14 protein-coding genes are annotated in these 17434 nt (G+C 56.6%); 7 read left to right on the forward strand and 7 right to left on the reverse strand.

Annotation, left to right across the window (positions count from 1 at the left end; genetic code table 11):
- Nucleotides 1-51: 51 nt before the first annotated feature.
- Nucleotides 52-1251, forward strand: coding sequence for an S-methyl-5-thioribose kinase (gene mtnK / locus NIM72_RS16095; protein WP_161734507.1), 1200 nt, complete (start codon nt 52-54; stop codon nt 1249-1251).
- A 395-nt stretch (nt 1252-1646) separates the two neighbouring features.
- Here mtnK and fadE read toward each other — a convergent pair whose 3' ends face one another.
- Nucleotides 1647-4097 carry an acyl-CoA dehydrogenase FadE gene (fadE, locus tag NIM72_RS16100; protein WP_161734505.1) on the reverse strand — a complete coding sequence of 817 codons (2451 nt, stop codon included), beginning with the start codon at nt 4095-4097 and terminating at the stop codon, nt 1647-1649.
- A 253-nt stretch (nt 4098-4350) separates the two neighbouring features.
- Between fadE and lpcA the strand changes: the two genes are divergently transcribed.
- Together lpcA and NIM72_RS16110 are read left to right on the forward strand one after the other, a co-directional pair.
- Nucleotides 4351-4929, forward strand: a complete 579-nt coding sequence (gene lpcA, locus NIM72_RS16105) for a D-sedoheptulose 7-phosphate isomerase (RefSeq protein WP_013356896.1) — start codon at nt 4351-4353, stop codon at nt 4927-4929.
- A gap of 51 nt (nt 4930-4980) precedes the next feature.
- The gene (locus tag NIM72_RS16110) at nt 4981-5748 is read left to right on the forward strand and encodes a class II glutamine amidotransferase (protein ID WP_253421150.1); all 768 of its coding nucleotides are present in this window, start codon (nt 4981-4983) and stop codon (nt 5746-5748) included.
- Here the strand turns inward: NIM72_RS16110 and dpaA are convergent.
- Nucleotides 5719-6462, reverse strand: a complete 744-nt coding sequence (gene dpaA / locus NIM72_RS16115) for a peptidoglycan meso-diaminopimelic acid protein amidase (protein ID WP_253421153.1) — start codon at nt 6460-6462, stop codon at nt 5719-5721. The genes NIM72_RS16110 and dpaA overlap by 30 nt on opposite strands.
- A gap of 244 nt (nt 6463-6706) precedes the next feature.
- Here dpaA and dinB point away from each other — a divergent pair, with 244 nt between their 5' ends.
- Nucleotides 6707-7762, forward strand: a complete 1056-nt coding sequence (gene dinB, locus NIM72_RS16120; protein ID WP_253421165.1) for a DNA polymerase IV — start codon at nt 6707-6709, stop codon at nt 7760-7762.
- Between the two features lie 36 nt (nt 7763-7798).
- On the opposite strand, the gene NIM72_RS16125 is transcribed toward dinB, so the two are convergent.
- From NIM72_RS16125 to pepD, 4 genes are all read right to left on the reverse strand, one after another.
- Nucleotides 7799-8866, reverse strand: a complete 1068-nt coding sequence (locus NIM72_RS16125; protein WP_161734497.1) for a sugar ABC transporter substrate-binding protein — start codon at nt 8864-8866, stop codon at nt 7799-7801.
- Between the two features lie 25 nt (nt 8867-8891).
- Entirely contained in the window at nt 8892-9893 is a 1002-nt protein-coding gene (locus NIM72_RS16130; RefSeq protein WP_161734495.1) for an ABC transporter permease, read from the reverse strand.
- Nucleotides 9890-11395, reverse strand: coding sequence for a sugar ABC transporter ATP-binding protein (locus NIM72_RS16135; RefSeq protein WP_253421168.1), 1506 nt, complete (start codon nt 11393-11395; stop codon nt 9890-9892). Before NIM72_RS16135 ends, NIM72_RS16130 begins: the two co-directional genes overlap by 4 nt.
- A gap of 260 nt (nt 11396-11655) precedes the next feature.
- Nucleotides 11656-13113 (reverse strand): beta-Ala-His dipeptidase, encoded by a 1458-nt coding sequence (pepD, locus tag NIM72_RS16140; RefSeq protein WP_161734491.1) that lies wholly within the window; start codon nt 13111-13113, stop codon nt 11656-11658.
- Between the two features lie 254 nt (nt 13114-13367).
- Here pepD and gpt point away from each other — a divergent pair, with 254 nt between their 5' ends.
- From gpt to crl, 3 genes are all read left to right on the forward strand, one after another.
- The gene (gene gpt / locus NIM72_RS16145; protein WP_003851171.1) at nt 13368-13826 is read left to right on the forward strand and encodes a xanthine phosphoribosyltransferase; all 459 of its coding nucleotides are present in this window, start codon (nt 13368-13370) and stop codon (nt 13824-13826) included.
- Nucleotides 13827-13941: 115 nt separating this feature from the next.
- Entirely contained in the window at nt 13942-15189 is a 1248-nt protein-coding gene (frsA, locus tag NIM72_RS16150; protein ID WP_161734489.1) for an esterase FrsA, read from the forward strand.
- Nucleotides 15190-15320: 131 nt separating this feature from the next.
- The gene (gene crl, locus NIM72_RS16155) at nt 15321-15722 is read left to right on the forward strand and encodes a sigma factor-binding protein Crl (RefSeq protein WP_161734487.1); all 402 of its coding nucleotides are present in this window, start codon (nt 15321-15323) and stop codon (nt 15720-15722) included.
- A gap of 408 nt (nt 15723-16130) precedes the next feature.
- Here crl and ompC read toward each other — a convergent pair whose 3' ends face one another.
- Nucleotides 16131-17243 (reverse strand): porin OmpC, encoded by a 1113-nt coding sequence (gene ompC / locus NIM72_RS16160; RefSeq protein ID WP_161734485.1) that lies wholly within the window; start codon nt 17241-17243, stop codon nt 16131-16133.
- Nucleotides 17244-17434 lie beyond the last annotated feature (191 nt).

Consider the following 17434-nt stretch of genomic DNA (forward strand, 5'->3'; position numbering starts at 1 on the left):
GAACGGCTTATTATCCCTGAGTGACCCCCTTCGAATGATAAGGAACAGGCAATGTCGCAATACCGTACCTTTACTGCTGCTGATGCTGTGGAATATGCCCGACAATTTGGCGGCGTGGACAATCCTGCCGCGCTGAGCAGCGCAGAAGAGATTGGTGATGGCAACCTTAACCTGGTGTTTAAAATTTATGACGATCAGGGCAACAGTCGGGTGGTGGTCAAGCAGGCGCTGCCCTATGTGCGCTGCGTAGGGGAGTCCTGGCCACTGACGCTGGATCGGGCGCGGCTGGAAGCGCAGACCCTGGTCGAACACTACAAATATTGTCCGCAGCATACGGTGAAGATCACCCATTATGATGCGGAGCTGGCAGTGATGGTGATGGAAGATCTCTCCAGCCATCGCATCTGGCGCGGCGAGCTGGTGAAAGGCGCGTATTACCCGCAAGCGGCGCAGCAGTTAGGCGACTATCTGGCGCAGACCCTGTTCCATACTTCCGACTTCATCCTGCATCCGCATCAAAAAAAGGCGGAAGTGGCGCGTTTCATTAATCCGGAAATGTGTGAAATCACCGAAGATCTTTTCTTTAACGATCCTTACACCAACCATGAGCGCAACAGCTATCCCGCTGCGCTTGAGCCCCTGGTCGCCAGCCTGCGTGATGACGATGCGTTGCGCATTGCGGTGGGCGGCCTTAAACATCGCTTCTTTGCCCATGCTGAAGCGCTGCTGCATGGCGATATTCACAGCGGCTCGATTTTCGTTGCGGACGGCAGCCTGAAAGCGATTGATGCAGAATTTGGCTATTTTGGCCCTATCGGTTTTGATGTCGGCACCGCCATCGGCAACCTGCTGATTAACTACTGCGGCCTGCCGGGTCTGCTGCCTCCGCGTGAGGCCGCCGATGCACGCGAGCAGCGTCTCAGCGATGTTCACACCCTCTGGACGACCTTTGCGTCAGGCTTCCTGGCGCTGGCGGCAGAGAAGACCCGCGATGAGGCGCTGGCTTATCCAGGCTATTCGCAAGCATTTCTGCGTAAAGTGTGGGCCGATACCATCGGTTACTGCGGCACCGAACTGATTCGCCGCACGGTGGGGATGTCTCACGTGGCGGATATGAAGCTGATTGCCGATCCGGCAATGCGTACCGACTGCATCCGCAATGCGATTAACCTGGGACGTACGCTGATTCTGGCAGCCGATCACGTCGAAGATGTGGATGCGCTGATTGCCCGCATCCGTCAGGCGGGATAAAAAAAGCCGACATGATGTCGGCTTTCAGGTAAATCAAAGGCTGGCTGTAAGAGTGTGACCGCGCCGGTAACAGGGTCAGATCGGAAAGTCGCTAAAGCCATCCCTGGCTCGCTCGGCCCGCGCAATTACGCACCTCATCCCTGAGGTGCGCCCGTAAACGGGCCAACGCTTTGCGTTGTTCAAAAACGCTCCCGGCGTTTTTGTCCGTGGCACGGGACGCTTTCCTCTTCTGACCCTGCTCCCTGCGCCTTAAGCTAATCGATTGTGGTCAGATTCACCTGGATTTGTCATTGTCAGCTCTTTTTGGCCGACGAGGCGTCGACCTCTGAAAACAGTGCTGACTCCCATCGCTTTAAGTTCAGTACCCGATGCTGATATCACATCGGCCCTGAATCTTATGCCGCCTCACTTGCCCGTGACGCAGGCTGAGGGGCTTTCTCTGGCACCGGTACGGCCAGTGCCTCCGGCTCAAACTCATCGACGTTAATCGAACGCAGACGACTGGCTTCAGCACGCTTCAACACGTCAGCCTCTTTAGCATCAATCCAGCCCTGCTCCAGCGCACGCTTCGCCAGCGCGTCCAGCCGGGTAAAGGAGAGGTGCTGTTTCGTCTGTTTACACAGCCTGTCATGGATCACTTCTGCCGCCATCACATCCTGCAGCGCCTGTTCCAGCTGACCGGCAGGGTTGTGCTCACTCGGCGTCAGATACATGCCACGGCCCAGACGGCTGCGGGTAGCCGACGGCTGTTGCAGCATTTTCGCCAGCTGATGATCCAGGCGATCAGATGGCGCAGGGCAGTGATGACCGCCAGCAAAAATGGTCATCCGCAATGCACCCGCCACCAGACGGTTCGGGAAGTTACGCAGCAAATCGTCGATAGCCACTTCCGCCTGATGCAGCGCATCCTGCACGCCCCAGTGAACCAGCGGCAGATCGGCTTCGTTGCGGCCTTCATCGTCATAGCGTTTCAGCGTCGCAGAGGCAAGATAGAGCTGGCTCAGCACATCGCCCAGACGCGCCGAAATACGCTCGCGGCGTTTCAGGCTGCCGCCCAGTACCGCCATCGACACATCAGAGAGCAACGCCAGATTGGCACTGATGCGGTTCAGGTGCTGGTAATAACGGCGGGTGCCATCCCGGGTCGGACTGGCGCTGGTGCGCCCGGCGGTTAAGCCCAGCCACAGGCTGCGCATAGTGCTGCTGCCCACGTGCCCGATATGGCTGAACAGCGCCCCGTCAAACGCATTAACATCGTTGCTGGCTGCGGCCGCCATCTCCTGCAGCACATAAGGATGGCAGCGAATCGCGCCCTGTCCGAAGATAATCATGCTGCGGGTCAGAATGTTAGCGCCTTCCACCGTGATAGCGATCGGTGCGCCCTGATAGGCACGGGCCAGGAAGTTGCTGTTGCCGAGCATGATGCCTTTACCGCCCGCAATATCCATGGCGTCGATAATGGCGCGCTGACCGCGATGGGTGCAGTGATATTTCACAATCGCCGACAGCACTGCCGGTTTTTCACCCTGCATAATCCCGGCGGTAATCAGCGTGGCCGCCGCATCCATCACGTAAGCGTTACCGGCGATGCGCGCCAGCGGCTCTTCAATCCCTTCCATCTTACCGATTGAAACCCGGAACTGACGGCGGATATGGGCATAGGCACCTGTCGCCAGCGCCACACTTTTCAGGCTGCCGGTTGAGTTCGATGGCAGCGTAATACCGCGGCCTACTGACAGACATTCCACCAGCATCCGCCAGCCCTGGCCGGCCATTTCCGGCCCGCCGATAATATAGTCAATCGGTACAAAGATATTGTTGCCGCGCGTCGGCCCGTTCTGGAACGGTACGTTAAGCGGGAAGTGGCGATGGCCAATTTCCACGCCGGGGGTATTCGTTGGAATCAGCGCACAGGTAATGCCAGGATTCTCATTGTCGCTGAGCAGATGCTCCGGGTCGGAAAGCTTGAATGCCAGGCCCAGCACGGTGGCGATTGGCGCCAGCGTAATGTAGCGCTTGTTCCAGGTCAGGCGCATGCCCAGCACCTGCTGACCCTTCCATTCGCCCATGCAGACGACGCCGGTATCGGGGATCGCACCGGCATCTGAACCCGCTTCCGGGCTGGTCAGCGCAAAGCAGGGGATCTCATCGCCGCGTGCCAGCCGCGGTAAATAGTGATTTTTCTGATCTTCGGTGCCGTAGTGCTGCAGCAGTTCGCCCGGACCCAGTGAGTTAGGCACGCCCACGGTAATCGCCAGAATCCCGGAAACGCCTGACAGTTTTTGCAACACGCAGGCCTGTGCATAGGCGGAGAAATCGAGTCCGCCATACTCTTTCTTAATGATCATCGCGAAGAAGCGGTGCTCTTTCAGATAAGCCCAGAGTTCCGGCGGCATATCGGCCAGCTCATGGGTAATCTGGAAATCGTTAGCCATGCGGCACGCTTCTTCAACCGGGCCATCGAGGAAAGCCTGCTCTTCGGCAGTCAGGCGCGGCTGTGGATAGTTGTGCAGCTTCTGCCAGTCCGGTTTGCCCTGGAACAGATCGCCTTCCCACCAGGTGGTGCCCGCATCAATCGCTTCTTTCTCGGTGCGTGACATCGGCGGCATCACCTTCTGGAAGCGCTGAAAGATCGGCTTTGAAAACAGGCTGCGGCGCAGTGACGGCAGGTTAAATGGCAGCAGGATGATCGCCAGCGGCAACAGCAGCCACGGCGTCCAGAGATGAGCAACAGCCATCGCCGCAGTCCACAGCAACAGGATGGCGCTGCTGAGCCGCAACGACAGGCGGTGATAGAACAGGGCGCCAATCAGCGCCACAGTGGCAAGTATCGAAACAACCATCATAATGAACCGCTCCAAGTAGTAAGAGGTCTGACCTGTTATGTAGAGAGGTTTAGAGTAGTTGAAGGGATTTATCAATTTGTTTACATCGCAATTACAACCTGCCTCACAAAAACCGTTTTTAGCCCATTTTTGCATCAACTGTGGCAATGATCATCGCCGCCACTATCTGGCCGGACATGGCATGACGCTTTGCGCTGACCGGCCATTCCGTTAAACTTGCTGCGATTAACCTCTCCTAAAAAAGGACATCCCTATGTACCAGGACATCATCCGCTCTGAGCTTAATGAAGCTGCGGATACGCTGACTAAATTCCTCAGCGATGACGCCAATATTCATGCGATTCAACGTGCTGCGGTGCTGCTGGCTGACAGTTTCAAGGCGGGCGGCAAGGTGCTTTCCTGCGGTAACGGCGGTTCACATTGTGATGCGATGCATTTCGCCGAAGAGCTGACCGGTCGCTACCGTGAAAATCGTCCTGGCTATCCGGCGATTGCTATCTCTGATGTCAGCCATCTCTCCTGCGTCAGTAATGACTTTGGTTATGACTATGTCTTTTCGCGCTATGTGGAAGCGGTAGGACGACCAGGCGATGTGTTGCTGGGCCTCTCAACCTCCGGCAACTCTGCCAATATTATTAAAGCGATTGAAGCTGCGCGTGCGCAGGGGATGAAAGTGATCACCCTGACCGGTAAAGATGGCGGTAAGATGGCAGGCAGTGCCGATATTGAAATCCGCGTGCCGCACTTTGGTTATGCCGATCGCATCCAGGAGATCCACATTAAAGTGATCCACATCCTGATGCTGCTGATCGAAAAAGAGATGGTGAAATAACTGCGCTGGCCTCCTGCCTGACGGGAGGCCGCAAAATCAGAGGTGGTGGCTATGTGCGAATTGCTCGGGATGAGCGCCAATGTTCCCACGGATATCTGTTTCAGCTTTACCGGACTGGTTCAGCGGGGCGGTGGAACCGGGCCTCACAAAGATGGCTGGGGCATTACCTTTTACGAAGATAAAGGTTGTCGTACGTTTAAAGATCCGCTGCCGAGCTTTAACTCGCCGATTGCGCGTCTGGTGCAGGAGTATCCGATCAAATCACATTCGGTGGTGGCGCACATCCGCCAGGCGAATCGTGGTCAGGTGTCGCTGGAAAACACCCACCCGTTTACCCGCGAGCTGTGGGGCCGAAACTGGACCTACGCGCACAACGGTCAGCTTAAAGGCTATCGTCAACTGGAGACCGGTACATTCCGGCCCGTGGGCGAAACGGACAGTGAGAAGGCGTTCTGCTGGATCCTGCATCAGCTGGCGACACGCTATCCACGCACGCCGGGCAACTGGCCTGCGGTGTTTCGTTTTATCGGAGAGCTGGCCGGTTCGTTACGGCAGAAGGGCGTGTTTAACATGCTGCTGTCAGACGGCCGTTATCTGATGGCCTTTTGCTCCACCAATCTCTACTGGATCACCCGCCGCGCACCCTTTGGCCGGGCGCAGTTACTGGATCAGGATGTGGAGGTCGATTTTCAGCAGCACACCACGCCGCATGACGTGGTGACGGTGATTGCTACGCAGCCACTGACGGCCAATGAAACCTGGCAACGGATTGCGCCAGGTGAATGGGCGTTATTCTGCCTTGGAGAGCGCCAGGAATGAACGTGAAGCGGCTTCGGGACTGGCTAACACCGGTGCCGGGCTGTTGTTCATCACATATTTCCCGCTGGCGACATTGACCATCGGCGGCTGGTGATATTTCGCAAAGTACGCATAGCCCGGCTGCAACTGTTGCCAGAAACTGGCATCGCTGGAGTAGCGGTGACGCTGCATGTTGCTGTCGGTCATGCGGAACGGATAGATGCTGATGCTGACATCCTGCTGGCCGTTACGCAGCGCCGCGTTCACATAAGTAAAAATCTCATCCATATAGGCGTTGGTCATGGCATAGCAGCCAATCGACTTACAGTCGCCATGAATCATCAGGTAGTTGCCGCTATAGCCCTGATTACGATCGTACTGATTCGGAAAGCCAATATTAATCGCGCGATAAAACCGGCTGTCCGGCTTCAGCTGATTCAGCTTCACGTTGTAAAAACCTTCCGGGCTTTTGAAATCGCCTTCACGACGTTTCGGGCCGAGGCCGCCAGAAAAGTTACAGATGCGATAGGTATCCAGCAGGCGGAATTCATTACCGATTTTGCCGTAGAGTTCGAGCGTGCGTTCTTCCTTGAAAATCTGGATATAGACCGGGGTACCGAGTAACTGCTTCTTTAATTCTTTGCTGACCGGTGCCGCTGAGACGGGTTCGGGTGTCATTGCCATGCTGAGGGCTGGCAGTAAAATCATCGCAAACAGGAGTGCGATTTTGCCCATGCTGTGTATACCTTGAGGTGAAGAGAACATGACGCAAAATGTGCGTCTTTGTTTGCATTATCGGAACTGTCCGCTACCGCAGCGCAACATTAAACATTGTCTGTTTTTTTAGCAAGACGCCGACAGCCAGATTCGCGATTTACTGAAAGATATTCGGCCACAAATTTGTAAACTTTAATTGTGGGCGCGACAAATATTGCAGTTACCCCTGCCAACTGTATACTTATCCAGTGCCGGAGGGGGTATGCGTAAAATCATTCATGTCGATATGGACTGCTTCTATGCCGCGGTGGAGATGCGTGATAATCCCCAGCTGCGCGATATCCCGATCGCTATTGGTGGCAGCCGCGAACGCCGCGGCGTGATCAGCACCGCTAACTATCCGGCCCGCAAATTTGGCGTGCGCAGTGCCATGCCAACCGGCATGGCACTTAAGTTATGTCCGCATCTGCGTCTGCTGCCAGGCCGTTTCGACGCCTATAAAGAAGCCTCCGCACAAATTCGCGATATCTTTACCCGCTACACGCCGCTGATCGAACCGCTCTCCCTCGATGAAGCCTATCTGGATGTCACCGACAGTCCGCACTGTCACGGCTCCGCCACGCTAATGGCGCAGGCGATCCGCGCCACCATCTACCGTGAAACCGGGCTTACCGCGTCAGCGGGTATCGCGCCGATTAAGTTTCTGGCAAAGATCGCCTCGGATCTGAATAAGCCGGACGGACAGTATGTGATTACCCCGCCAGAGATGGCCGGTTTTCTGCTGACCCTGCCGCTGGCGAAAATTCCAGGCGTCGGCAAGGTCTCGGCCAAAAAGCTGGAGGAGATGGGGCTGGTCACCTGTGGCGACGTGCAGAAGGCAGATTTAGCGCTGCTGCTGAAGCGCTTTGGAAAGTTTGGCCGGGTGCTGTGGGAGCGCAGTAACGGCATTGATGACCGCGAAGTTATCGTCGAGCGCGAGCGTAAATCGCTGGGGGTTGAACGAACGCTGGCGGAAGATATCAGCGACTGGGATGCCTGCCTGGAAATTATCGATTTTCTCTACGCCGAACTGGAACGCCGGCTGACGCAGATACGACCTGACAAACAGGTGGCGCGGCAGGGCGTGAAACTGAAATTCAGCGATTTCCAGCAGACGACCCAGGAGCATATCTGGCCGGTACTGAATAAAGAGGACATGATTGCCATCGCCCGGAAAACCTGGGATGAGCGTCGTGCCGGGCGTGGCGTGCGGCTGGTGGGACTGCATGTCACCATGGTGGATCCCCAGCTGGAGCGTCAGCTGCTGCTGGGTCTGTAACGATCAGCCTCACCGCCCGATGAGGCTGACCTCCGATTACTTCTTATATTTCGCCGCCAGAGTCGCAAACCACGGGGCAACGAAATCCTCATTGCTGCCCCAGCCCGGAATAATCCTGTTCAGCGATGCAACGTTCACCGCGCCAGGCTGACTGTTGAGCTGCTGCTGAGAGATTGACGCGGCTTTAAACTGGTAAGTCGCTGGTGTCTCTTCACCGGCAATCTTCTTCGCGACCAGACGCATATTCACCGCGCCGATGGTTTTAGGATCGACCGCCACCGTCTGCACCCACGGGCTGTTTTTCTCGCGCATCAGCTGCAAATCCTGGTTCGAGACATCGATGCTGTAGAGCTTGATCTCAGTACGGCCATTCTCCTGTAGCGCTTTGTAAGCGCCCTGGCTGAAGGCATCCCACGCACCCCAGATCGCGTCGATTTTGCCTTTCGGGTATTTCGCCAGAATCGCACCAATCTTGTTGGCGGTGTCGCCCTGAACGTCAGTTGAAACCGCACCAATCGACTCAAGCTGATGAATGCCCGGATTCTCTTTCAGCAGTTTTTCATACACCACCTGACGGCGTTCCATCGGCGGGAAACCGGCAACCCATAGCTTGACGATGTTCGCCTTGCCGTTGAAATCATGGATGAGCTGGCCCAGCGACAACTGCGCCAGTGAAGCATCATCCTGCGCCGTGACGGTGACGCCCGGAATCGGATTATCCACCGGGGTATCAAACACGGATAGTTTGATACCGGCATCGGCAATACGCTTCACCAGTCCGCTGGCGTAAGGCGCTTTACCGTGCGACAGCACGATGCCGTCATATTTCTGGCTGATCGCCTGATTTACGAAATCCTGGAAGCGCGCATCGTCGCCGTTGCTGAGAAAGGTGCTGACTTTAAAGCCCAGCTGGCGACCCTGCTGAATGGCACCGGCAACAAACTGGGTGGTGTTGTCATCGGAGCCGAGATTGCGGATCACCGCAATGCGAATCGGGCCATCATGGCTGGCGATTGCCGCAGGCACCGGGGTGACGGTGTCTGCGAAGGCGGCGCTGGCGTTCAGCAGGCTCAGGGCCAGTAGCGAGAGTGTTATTTTTTGCATTGTTATCAACTCCGGTAAACGCGCCTCAGCGGCGCTGGATATAGGTGATCGCCAGTGCTAACGCCAGCACCAGCCCTTTAATAATGTCCATGGCGTAATAGGGCACAGAGAGCATGACCAGGCCGTTCTGCAGCACGCCGAGGATGACCGCGCCAACCAGCGTGCCCAGCGCGTTGGGCTTGCCGGAGCCGGCCAGCGAGAAGCCAATCCACGCCGCCGCGACCGCATCCATCAGGTAGCCGCTTCCGGCGTTGACCTGCGATGAACCGATACGCGAGGCGAGCAGGATGCCGCCCAGACCGGCCAGCAGAGAGGCAATCACATAAGCCAGCACCCGGTAGCGGGTGGTGCGGATGCCGGAGAGGCGCGCCGCTTCCGGATTACCGCCCAGCGCATACATCCGGCGACCATGTTTAGTCAGCGACAGCGCCAGCTGTGCGGCGACGGTCACCACCAGCATAATGATGACGATGGTCGGCACCTGGCCGAGCAGGCCAAACGTCGCTGGAATGGTGCCTTCTGCCATATCACCGCTCGGCAGCACCATATTCTCGGTGATCGACCCGCCAAAGCTGTAGGTCATTGCCACACCCTGAATCACAAACAGGGTTGCCAGCGTCGCCAGCATGTCGGGAATGCGCAGGATCACAATCAGGAAGGCGTTAAACAGCCCGACCAGGGTGCAGAGCGCCAGGGTGAGCAGGATGGCGGTGGTCGTGCCGAAGCCGTACCAGACAAACAGCGAAATCACTAAGGCATTGGCGAGCGAGGCGGTCGAGCCGACCGACAGATCAAAGCCGCCAACCGTCAGGGAGATGGACACGCCGATCGCAATCACCGTAACAATCGCAATCGAGCGCAGAATGTTGATGATGTTGTTGGGTTCAAGGAAGCTGTCGGAGGCCAGGCCAAAGGCAGCGATCAGGAGCACCACCGTAAGCAACATGCCCCATTTATAGAGAAAGTCGAACAACTGGTGACGCCACGGCGAGGGGGTCAGGTTCAGGCGGGTTTCTTTACTGCTCACGCAGGGGTTCCTCCGGTGGAATAGAGCAAAAGCGTCTCTTCGGTCACGTCGCGTGCAGCCAGCTCGGCCACAATGCGTCCATCCCAGAGCACGCAAATCCGGTCGCATAAGCCGACCAGTTCAGAAAATTCCCCCGACGCGTAGATAATGCCTTTCCCTTCGCGCGCCAGGTTATCGATCAGGGTGAACAGCTCGGTTTTGGCTTTGATATCCACGCCTTTGGTCGGCTCATCAAAAATCAGCACATCAGCGTTGTTGCGCAGCCATTTGCCAATGGCCACTTTCTGCTGGTTGCCGCCGGAGAGACGCCGCAGTGTCTGTGCCGGGCCAGTGGTGCGTACCTGCAACTGCTGGATAACCTGCTCAGCCCAGCGCCACGCCTGACGATGCCCGAACAGGCTCCAGCGCGAAAAGCTGTCGTCCGCGCTGACGCTGAGGTTCATCGCGACCGACTCATCAATAAAGATCCCCTCTTTGCGCCGTTCTTCCGGCACCAGCGCCATGCGGCGACTGACGGAGTCGTACGGCGAGCGGGGCTGCCACGGCTGACCATGCAGTTCCCCGCGACTGACGCGGCTTTTGCTGGCACCAAACAGGGCTTTGCAGAGTTCGGTTTTGCCCGCACCGGCCAGACCGGCGATGCCCAGAATTTCGCCTTTGTGCAGCCTTAGCGAGATATCCTGCAGCAGCTGTTCATCGTGAAGGCCTTCTACCGCCAGCAGCAGTGGTTGTGCCTGTTGTGCACGGCGGGCCGGGAAGATATCGGTGAGCTGATGGCCCAGCATCTTCTCCACGATCTGTTCGCCGCTCAGCGCCGCCATCGGGCCGGTTTCAATCAGGCGGCCATCACGCAGCACCGTCAGCTGGTCGCAGATGGCTTTTAGTTCATGGATGCGGTGAGAGATAAACACTACGCCGATCCCACTGGCCTGCAGACGACGCACCACGGCAAACAGCCGCTCGCTTTCGTGCTGATCCAGCGGGGCGGTGGGTTCATCCAGAATCAGGAAGCGGCAGTGGTGCGACAGCGCCCGCGCCAGCAGAATTTGCTGTTTTTCCGCCAGGGTGCAGCGCTCCACCAGTCGGTTGACGTCCAGTGCCACGTCGAGCTGCGTCAGCAAGGCCTGAGCCTGACGGCGGATCTCGCCCCAGCGATAGCGGTGGCCTGGTTCTGCCAGCCGATCCAGCAGAATGTTTTCCGCCACGCTGAGCTGCGGCACCAGGGCGACATCCACTTCCTGCTGAACCAGATGGATACCCAGCTGTTTTGCATCACGCGGCGTGCGGATGGAGACCGGCTCACCATCCAGCAGGATCTCGCCGCTGTAGTGGCTATGCGAGCCGGACAGGATCGCCATCAGCGTTGACTTCCCCGCGCCGTTCGCGCCGGTCAGCGCATGGACTGAATGGCCGTCACTGCGGAAATCCACCGACGATAGCGCGGCAAACCCGCCAAAAGCGATGGAGATGTTACGCATCTCAAGGCGGTTTAACCCTGGCATGTCATTACTCTCCTGAAGAAACACTGGCCGCATTTTTTCCTGAACCTTCAGGCGCGGCAACAGCCGAAAGCGCATAAGCTAGCACGAAATCTTATTAGCCATCCAGACATCCGGACATAATGGCGGCTGTGACCAGCGAACCGCGGGAACATGGCGGAATTGCGGGGTAAAGCGCGGAAAAGGCAGCGGATTATGCTGGGCGTGAATGACAGGCATAAAAAAACCAGGCCGGAGCCTGGTTGACTTTTTTTGTGACAGAATTACTTTTCTGGCACCACATTCAGCAGGGTGGTCAGCAGTTTCCAGTAAAGACCAACGCTTTCGATGTGAACCTGCTCATCCGGCGAGTGCGGCCCGGTGATGGTCGGCCCAATCGAGACCATATCCATATCCGGATAAGGCTTTTTGAACAGACCACACTCCAGACCGGCGTGAATCACCTGAATGTTCGGGGTCTTATCAAACAGCGCGATATAGGTCTGACGGGTCAGCGCCATGATGGCGGAGTCCGCATCCGGCTGCCAGCCTGGGTAGCCGCCTTTCGCTTTGGTCTGCGCGCCAGCCAGCTGGCCCAGCGAGGTCAGCATCTGCACCACATAATCGCGGCCGGTGTCGATCAGCGAACGGATCAGGCAGTTGATCTCTGCGTGATCGTTTTCCATCGTCACCACACCGATATTCAGTGAGGTTTCGACCACGCCTTTCGCCACGTCTGAATTGCGGATCACGCCGTTTGGCGTGCTGTTCAGCAGGTTCAGGAAGCGATCGCGGCTGTCAGTGCTCAGGGCATCACCCTGATGCGCCAGCGGCTCGGTGACCAGAGCGATGTTTGGCTCTTTAATGCCGTGCTCGTTTTTGATGGCGCTAAGGAAGTGCGCCGCCGCGGATTTCAGCGCATCCGCTTTGTGGCTCTCGACCGCCACGGTGGCAAAGGCTTCACGCGGAATTGCGTTGCGCAGCGTACCGCCGCTGAACGCCAGCAGACGCAGATCCAGATCAGCCGCGTGTGCCGCCAGGAAGCGCGCCAGAAGTTTGTTGGCGTTGCCGAGGCCCATATGAATATCAGCGCCGGAGTGACCGCCACGCAGTCCTTTCAGCGTCAGCTTCAGGGTCTGGAACTCAGCAGGCACGGTTTCACGGGTCAGCGGCAGGGTAGAGACGAAGTCGATACCGCCTGCACAACCCATGTAGATCTCACCTTCTTCTTCGGAGTCGGTGTTGATCAGGATTTCAGCCTGCAGCCAGTTGGGTTGCAGACCGAAAGCGCCATCCATGCCGGTCTCTTCGGTCATGGTCAGCAGCACTTCCAGCGGGCCATGCGTCAGGCTGTTGTCAGCCAGTACCGCCAGCGCAGAAGCCATACCGATGCCGTTGTCCGCGCCCAGCGTGGTGCCGCGCGCTTTTACCCACTCGCCGTCAATCCAGGGCTGAATCGGATCTTTGGTGAAGTCATGAACGGTGTCGTTATTTTTCTGCGGCACCATGTCCAGATGCGCCTGCAGCGCAACCGGAGTACGGTTTTCCATACCTGCGGTGGCGGGCTTACGAATCAGGATGTTGCCGACCTGATCGCGCTCACACCAGAAGCCCTGCTCTTTAGCCCAGCCGGTGATGTAGTTCGCCAGCGCTTCTTCGTGAAAAGAGGGATGGGGAATCGAGCAGATCTTAGCGAAAATATCCCACAGTGGCTGTGGAGAGAGTTGAGACAATTCAGACACGACAGGTCTCCTGTGTCAGTGTACCGGCGAGGCCGGACATCGCGAGTTTCCAGTGAAAAATCGCCGTCAGAGAATCTGACGAGCCAGGCCTGAGAATATCACTGTTTTTTACCGGGTGCGCTCTCAGACGCGCTAAAAAGCCGCAACCAGCGCGCGGGTGCTGGTTTTTAGTGCGTCAACTCCTTATAATCTCGCGCAACCTTTTCCCCGTTGCACATTTTTACGCCACTTCGGTTGGCTGGGATTTCTATTCTATGAGCGAAAAATACGTCGTTACCTGGGACATGCTTCAGATTCATGCCCGTAAACTGGCCCAGCGCCTGCTGCCTGTTGAGCAGTGGACAGGCATTATCGCGGTGAGCCGCGGCGGTCTGGTACCGGCTTCGCTGCTGGCACGTGAACTGGGTATCCGCTACGTTGATACCGTCTGCATCTCCAGCTATGACCACGATCATCAGCGCGAAATGAAAGTGCTGAAGCGCGCAGAAGGCGACGGTGAAGGCTTTATCGTGATCGATGACCTGGTAGACACAGGCGGCACCGCTCAGGCGATCCGCGAGATGTACCCGAAAGCGCGTTTCTGCACCATTTTCGCGAAACCGGCTGGTCGCTCACTGGTTGATGATTATATCGTCGATATTCCGCAGGATACCTGGATTGAGCAGCCGTGGGATATGGGTGTGGTCTACATCCCGCCGATTGTAAAAAACTGATTGATACACATCAGACAACGCCCGGTTTTCCGGGCGTTGTGCTTTCTGAGCCTCGCACCCCGAATTGGCGTACAGTACACTTAGCCATCGCCGTTTTGTTGCAGGAGAAGTGAGTATGTCGAGCAAAAATCTCAGCGAGGAGCTATTCAAGCCGCGCTTTAAGCATCCTGAAACCTCTTCCCTGGTTCGCCGCCAGCATCACGCTACCCCGGATGTCCACTCAGCCCTGGACGGTGATAGCCAGCGTGGCTGGTATCGCATGCTGAATAAGCTGATGTGGACATGGCGCGGCCTGACGCCGCAGGAGATCAGTGAAGTGCTGGCGCGTATCGCCATCAGCAACGTTGAACATACTGATGAGACGCTGCTCGACACGGTGATTGGTTTCCGCGGCGGCAACTGGCATTTTGAATGGTGCAGACAGGCAGGCATCTGGCAGCAGAAGGCGCTGGAGGCGACCGAAGACAGTGAGGCGGGCGACTACTGGCTGCACGCGGCGCACCTTTATAGCGTTGCCGCTTATCCCTATATAAAAGGCGATGAGCTGGCTGACCAGGCACAGACGCTGGCCAACCGCGCCTATGAAGAGGCCACTCAGCGGTTGCCAGGCGAACTGAAGTCCCTGACGTTTGCCATCACGGGCGGCAGCCCGGTCAGCGGCTTTCTGCACATACCGCCGGATGTTGAAGCGCCTTATCCCACCGTGCTGTTCTGCGGCGCGCTCGACTCGTTACAGAGCGATCATTACCGTCTGTTCCATGACTATCTCGCCCCGCGCGGCATTGCGATGCTGACCATTGATGTGCCGTCGGTGGGTAACTCGGTGAAATGGACGCTGAATCAGGACACCAGTTTTCTGCATCAGCAGGTGCTGCGCGATCTGAAAAATGTGCCCTGGGTTGACCACACCCGCGTGGCGGCGTTTGGCTATCGCTTTGGCGCGAACGTGGCGGTGCGGCTGGCCTATCTGGAATCGCAGCGGCTGCGCGGCGTCGCCTGTCTTGGCCCGATTGTGCATGCGCTGCTGACGCAGACGGCGTTGCAGGATGAGATCCCGGATATGTACATGGATATGCTGGCCAGCCGGTTAGGCATGGCGACCGCTTCCGACAGCGCGCTGCGCACCGAACTCAATCGCTATTCGCTTAAAACTCAGGGATTGCTGGGCCGCCGGACGCCGACGCCGATGCTGTCGGGCTACTGGCAGAACGATCTCTTCAGCCCGGAAGAGGAGAGCAAGCTGATCGCTAACTCGTCGTCTGACGGCAAAGCGTTGCTGATTCCGGTGAAGCCGATGATGGCCAGCTTCGATAAAGCGCTGAATGAGATTTGCGACTGGCTGGAGAAGCGTTTAAAAAGGTAACTGGCAAAATTTACAGTATTTGCTACAACTAGTAGCGGAATTCTTCCGGGCTGCCCTATAAAGGCTTATGACGTAATCAGGCCGCCCGGAAATCAGGGCTGTATAGCGGTCAAAACCTATGGAGAATCAGCATGACGTTACCAAGTGGTCATCCCCGCAGTCGCCTGCTTAAGCGTTTTACCGAGCTTGGGCCTTATATTCGCGATGGGAAATGTGACGAAACCCGGTTCTTCTTCGACTGTCTGGCTGCCTGCGTCAATGTGAAACCGGCACCGGAACTTCGTGAGTTCTGGGGCTGGTGGATGGAGCTGGAAGCGCAGGCTGACCACTTTACCTATGTCTACCATATCGGTCTGTTCGATAAAGAGGGTGACTGGTCGGTGGCAACCATCAAGGGCAAAGAGAACACGGCGCGCGTGGAAGAGACCTTACGGAATTTCCATACCCGCCTGAAGGCGATGCTGAAGGAGTTAGATCTGGACCTTATCCCGGCCAGTGATTTCGATGAGAAACCGGTGAAGCTGAGCGCCTGATAGGGTGTTTAGCGATAAAAGGGTGAGTTAAAACGCTCGCCCACAAACTGCTGACAACTCTCAATCAGGGTGAATCTGGCAGCAACGAATAAGCTCAACGCGCAGGTAATCGGGTCAGAAAAGGAAAGCGTCCCGCGGCAGGGACAAAAACGCCGGGAGCGTTTTTGAACAACGCAGAGCGTTGGCCCGGCAACGGGCGCACCTCAGGGATGAGGTGCGTAATCGCGCGGGACGAGCGGCCATGGATTGGCGTAATCGCCTTTCCGTTCTGACCCGATTACCTGAGCGGGCTCGATCTCACAGCAAACCGGGCCAGATGGTTGAAATAACAAAAGGGCGAGTTGAAAAACTCGCCCTTTTCGATGCTCACAAATTCTGTCGCTCATGCTATGCGGCATGAGCCTGACATCAGAACTGGTAAGTCACACCCATCGCCACAATGTCGTCGTTGTTGATCGACAGCGCGTTGTCATCATCCAGCTGGTTGATTTTGTAATCCACGAAGGCGGACATGTTTTTGTTGAAGTAGTAGGTTGCACCCACATCGATATATTTCACCAGATCCGCATCGCCGATACCGTTTTCGATATCCTTGCCTTTAGTCTGCACATAACCAATAGAAGGACGCAGGCCGAAATCAAACTGATACTGCGCCACCAGTTCGATATTCTGCGCTTTGTTGGCTGCGCCCGCGACGGCAGCGCCGGTATTACGGTTGGTGCCGCTGATTGGCGTCATGTTGCGGGTATCGGTGTAAATCGCCGCCAGGTAAACGCTGTTGGCATCATACTTCACGCCTGCGCCCCAGGAATCTGCACGGTCACCGCCGCCATAGGCGCGCGCCTGCTGCTGGTTGGTGCGATCAGATGAGGTGATGGCACCCATCAGGCTCACGCCGCTATCACCCAGCGCGTAGCCCAGTGAAGCACCATAGCCGTCGCCGTTCTGGCGGTTAATATCGGTGCGGCTGTTGGCGCTGGTGGCGTCGTTCTTGCCCTGATACTGCAGTGCAAATTTCAGGCCATCGACCAGACCAAAGAAGTTGTTATTGCGGTAAGTCGCGACGCCGGTGGCGCGCTGGGTCATAAAGTTATCAGAGCGTGCCGTGCCATCACCACCGAATTCCGGGAACACGTCTGTCCAGGCTTCAACGTCATACAGCACGCCATAGTTACGGCCATAATCCACCGAACCATACTGCGAGAATTTCAGGCCAGCAAAACCAAGGCGGGTTTTGTTGCCGTTATTGGCGTCGCTGCCTTCAGAGTTATTAACGTTGTACTGATATTCCCACTGACCGTAACCGGTCATCAGGTCATTAATCTGCGTCTGGCCTTTAAAGCCGATACGGGTATAAGACTTGTCACCGTCTGTGCTGGCATTATCGCTGATGTAGTGCTCAGCTTTAACTTTGCCATATAAATCCAGTTTATTGCCGTCTTTGTTATAGATTTCGGCAGCGTGCGCGGCAGAAGCCAGCGTCAGCGTGGAGACGATCATGGCCAGTGTGCTTTTCTTCATTTGCTATCAATCCCAATGTGAACGCCGTAAAAAAATGAAAGTTTTTGTAAAACACCGACTTTTTACCCGTCCGTGATGAACTTTTTATGACACTTTTCCGGATTTCTTGTTAATGCTGAACTTTTGGTCTACTGCCTTGTCCGCGTAAATTCGTGCTTTTCCCCCGCTGGCTGTTGGCTTCCGTATCGACT

The organism is Pantoea sp. B550 (assembly GCF_024158165.1).
Classification (GTDB): Bacteria; Pseudomonadota; Gammaproteobacteria; order Enterobacterales; family Enterobacteriaceae; genus Pantoea; species Pantoea alfalfae.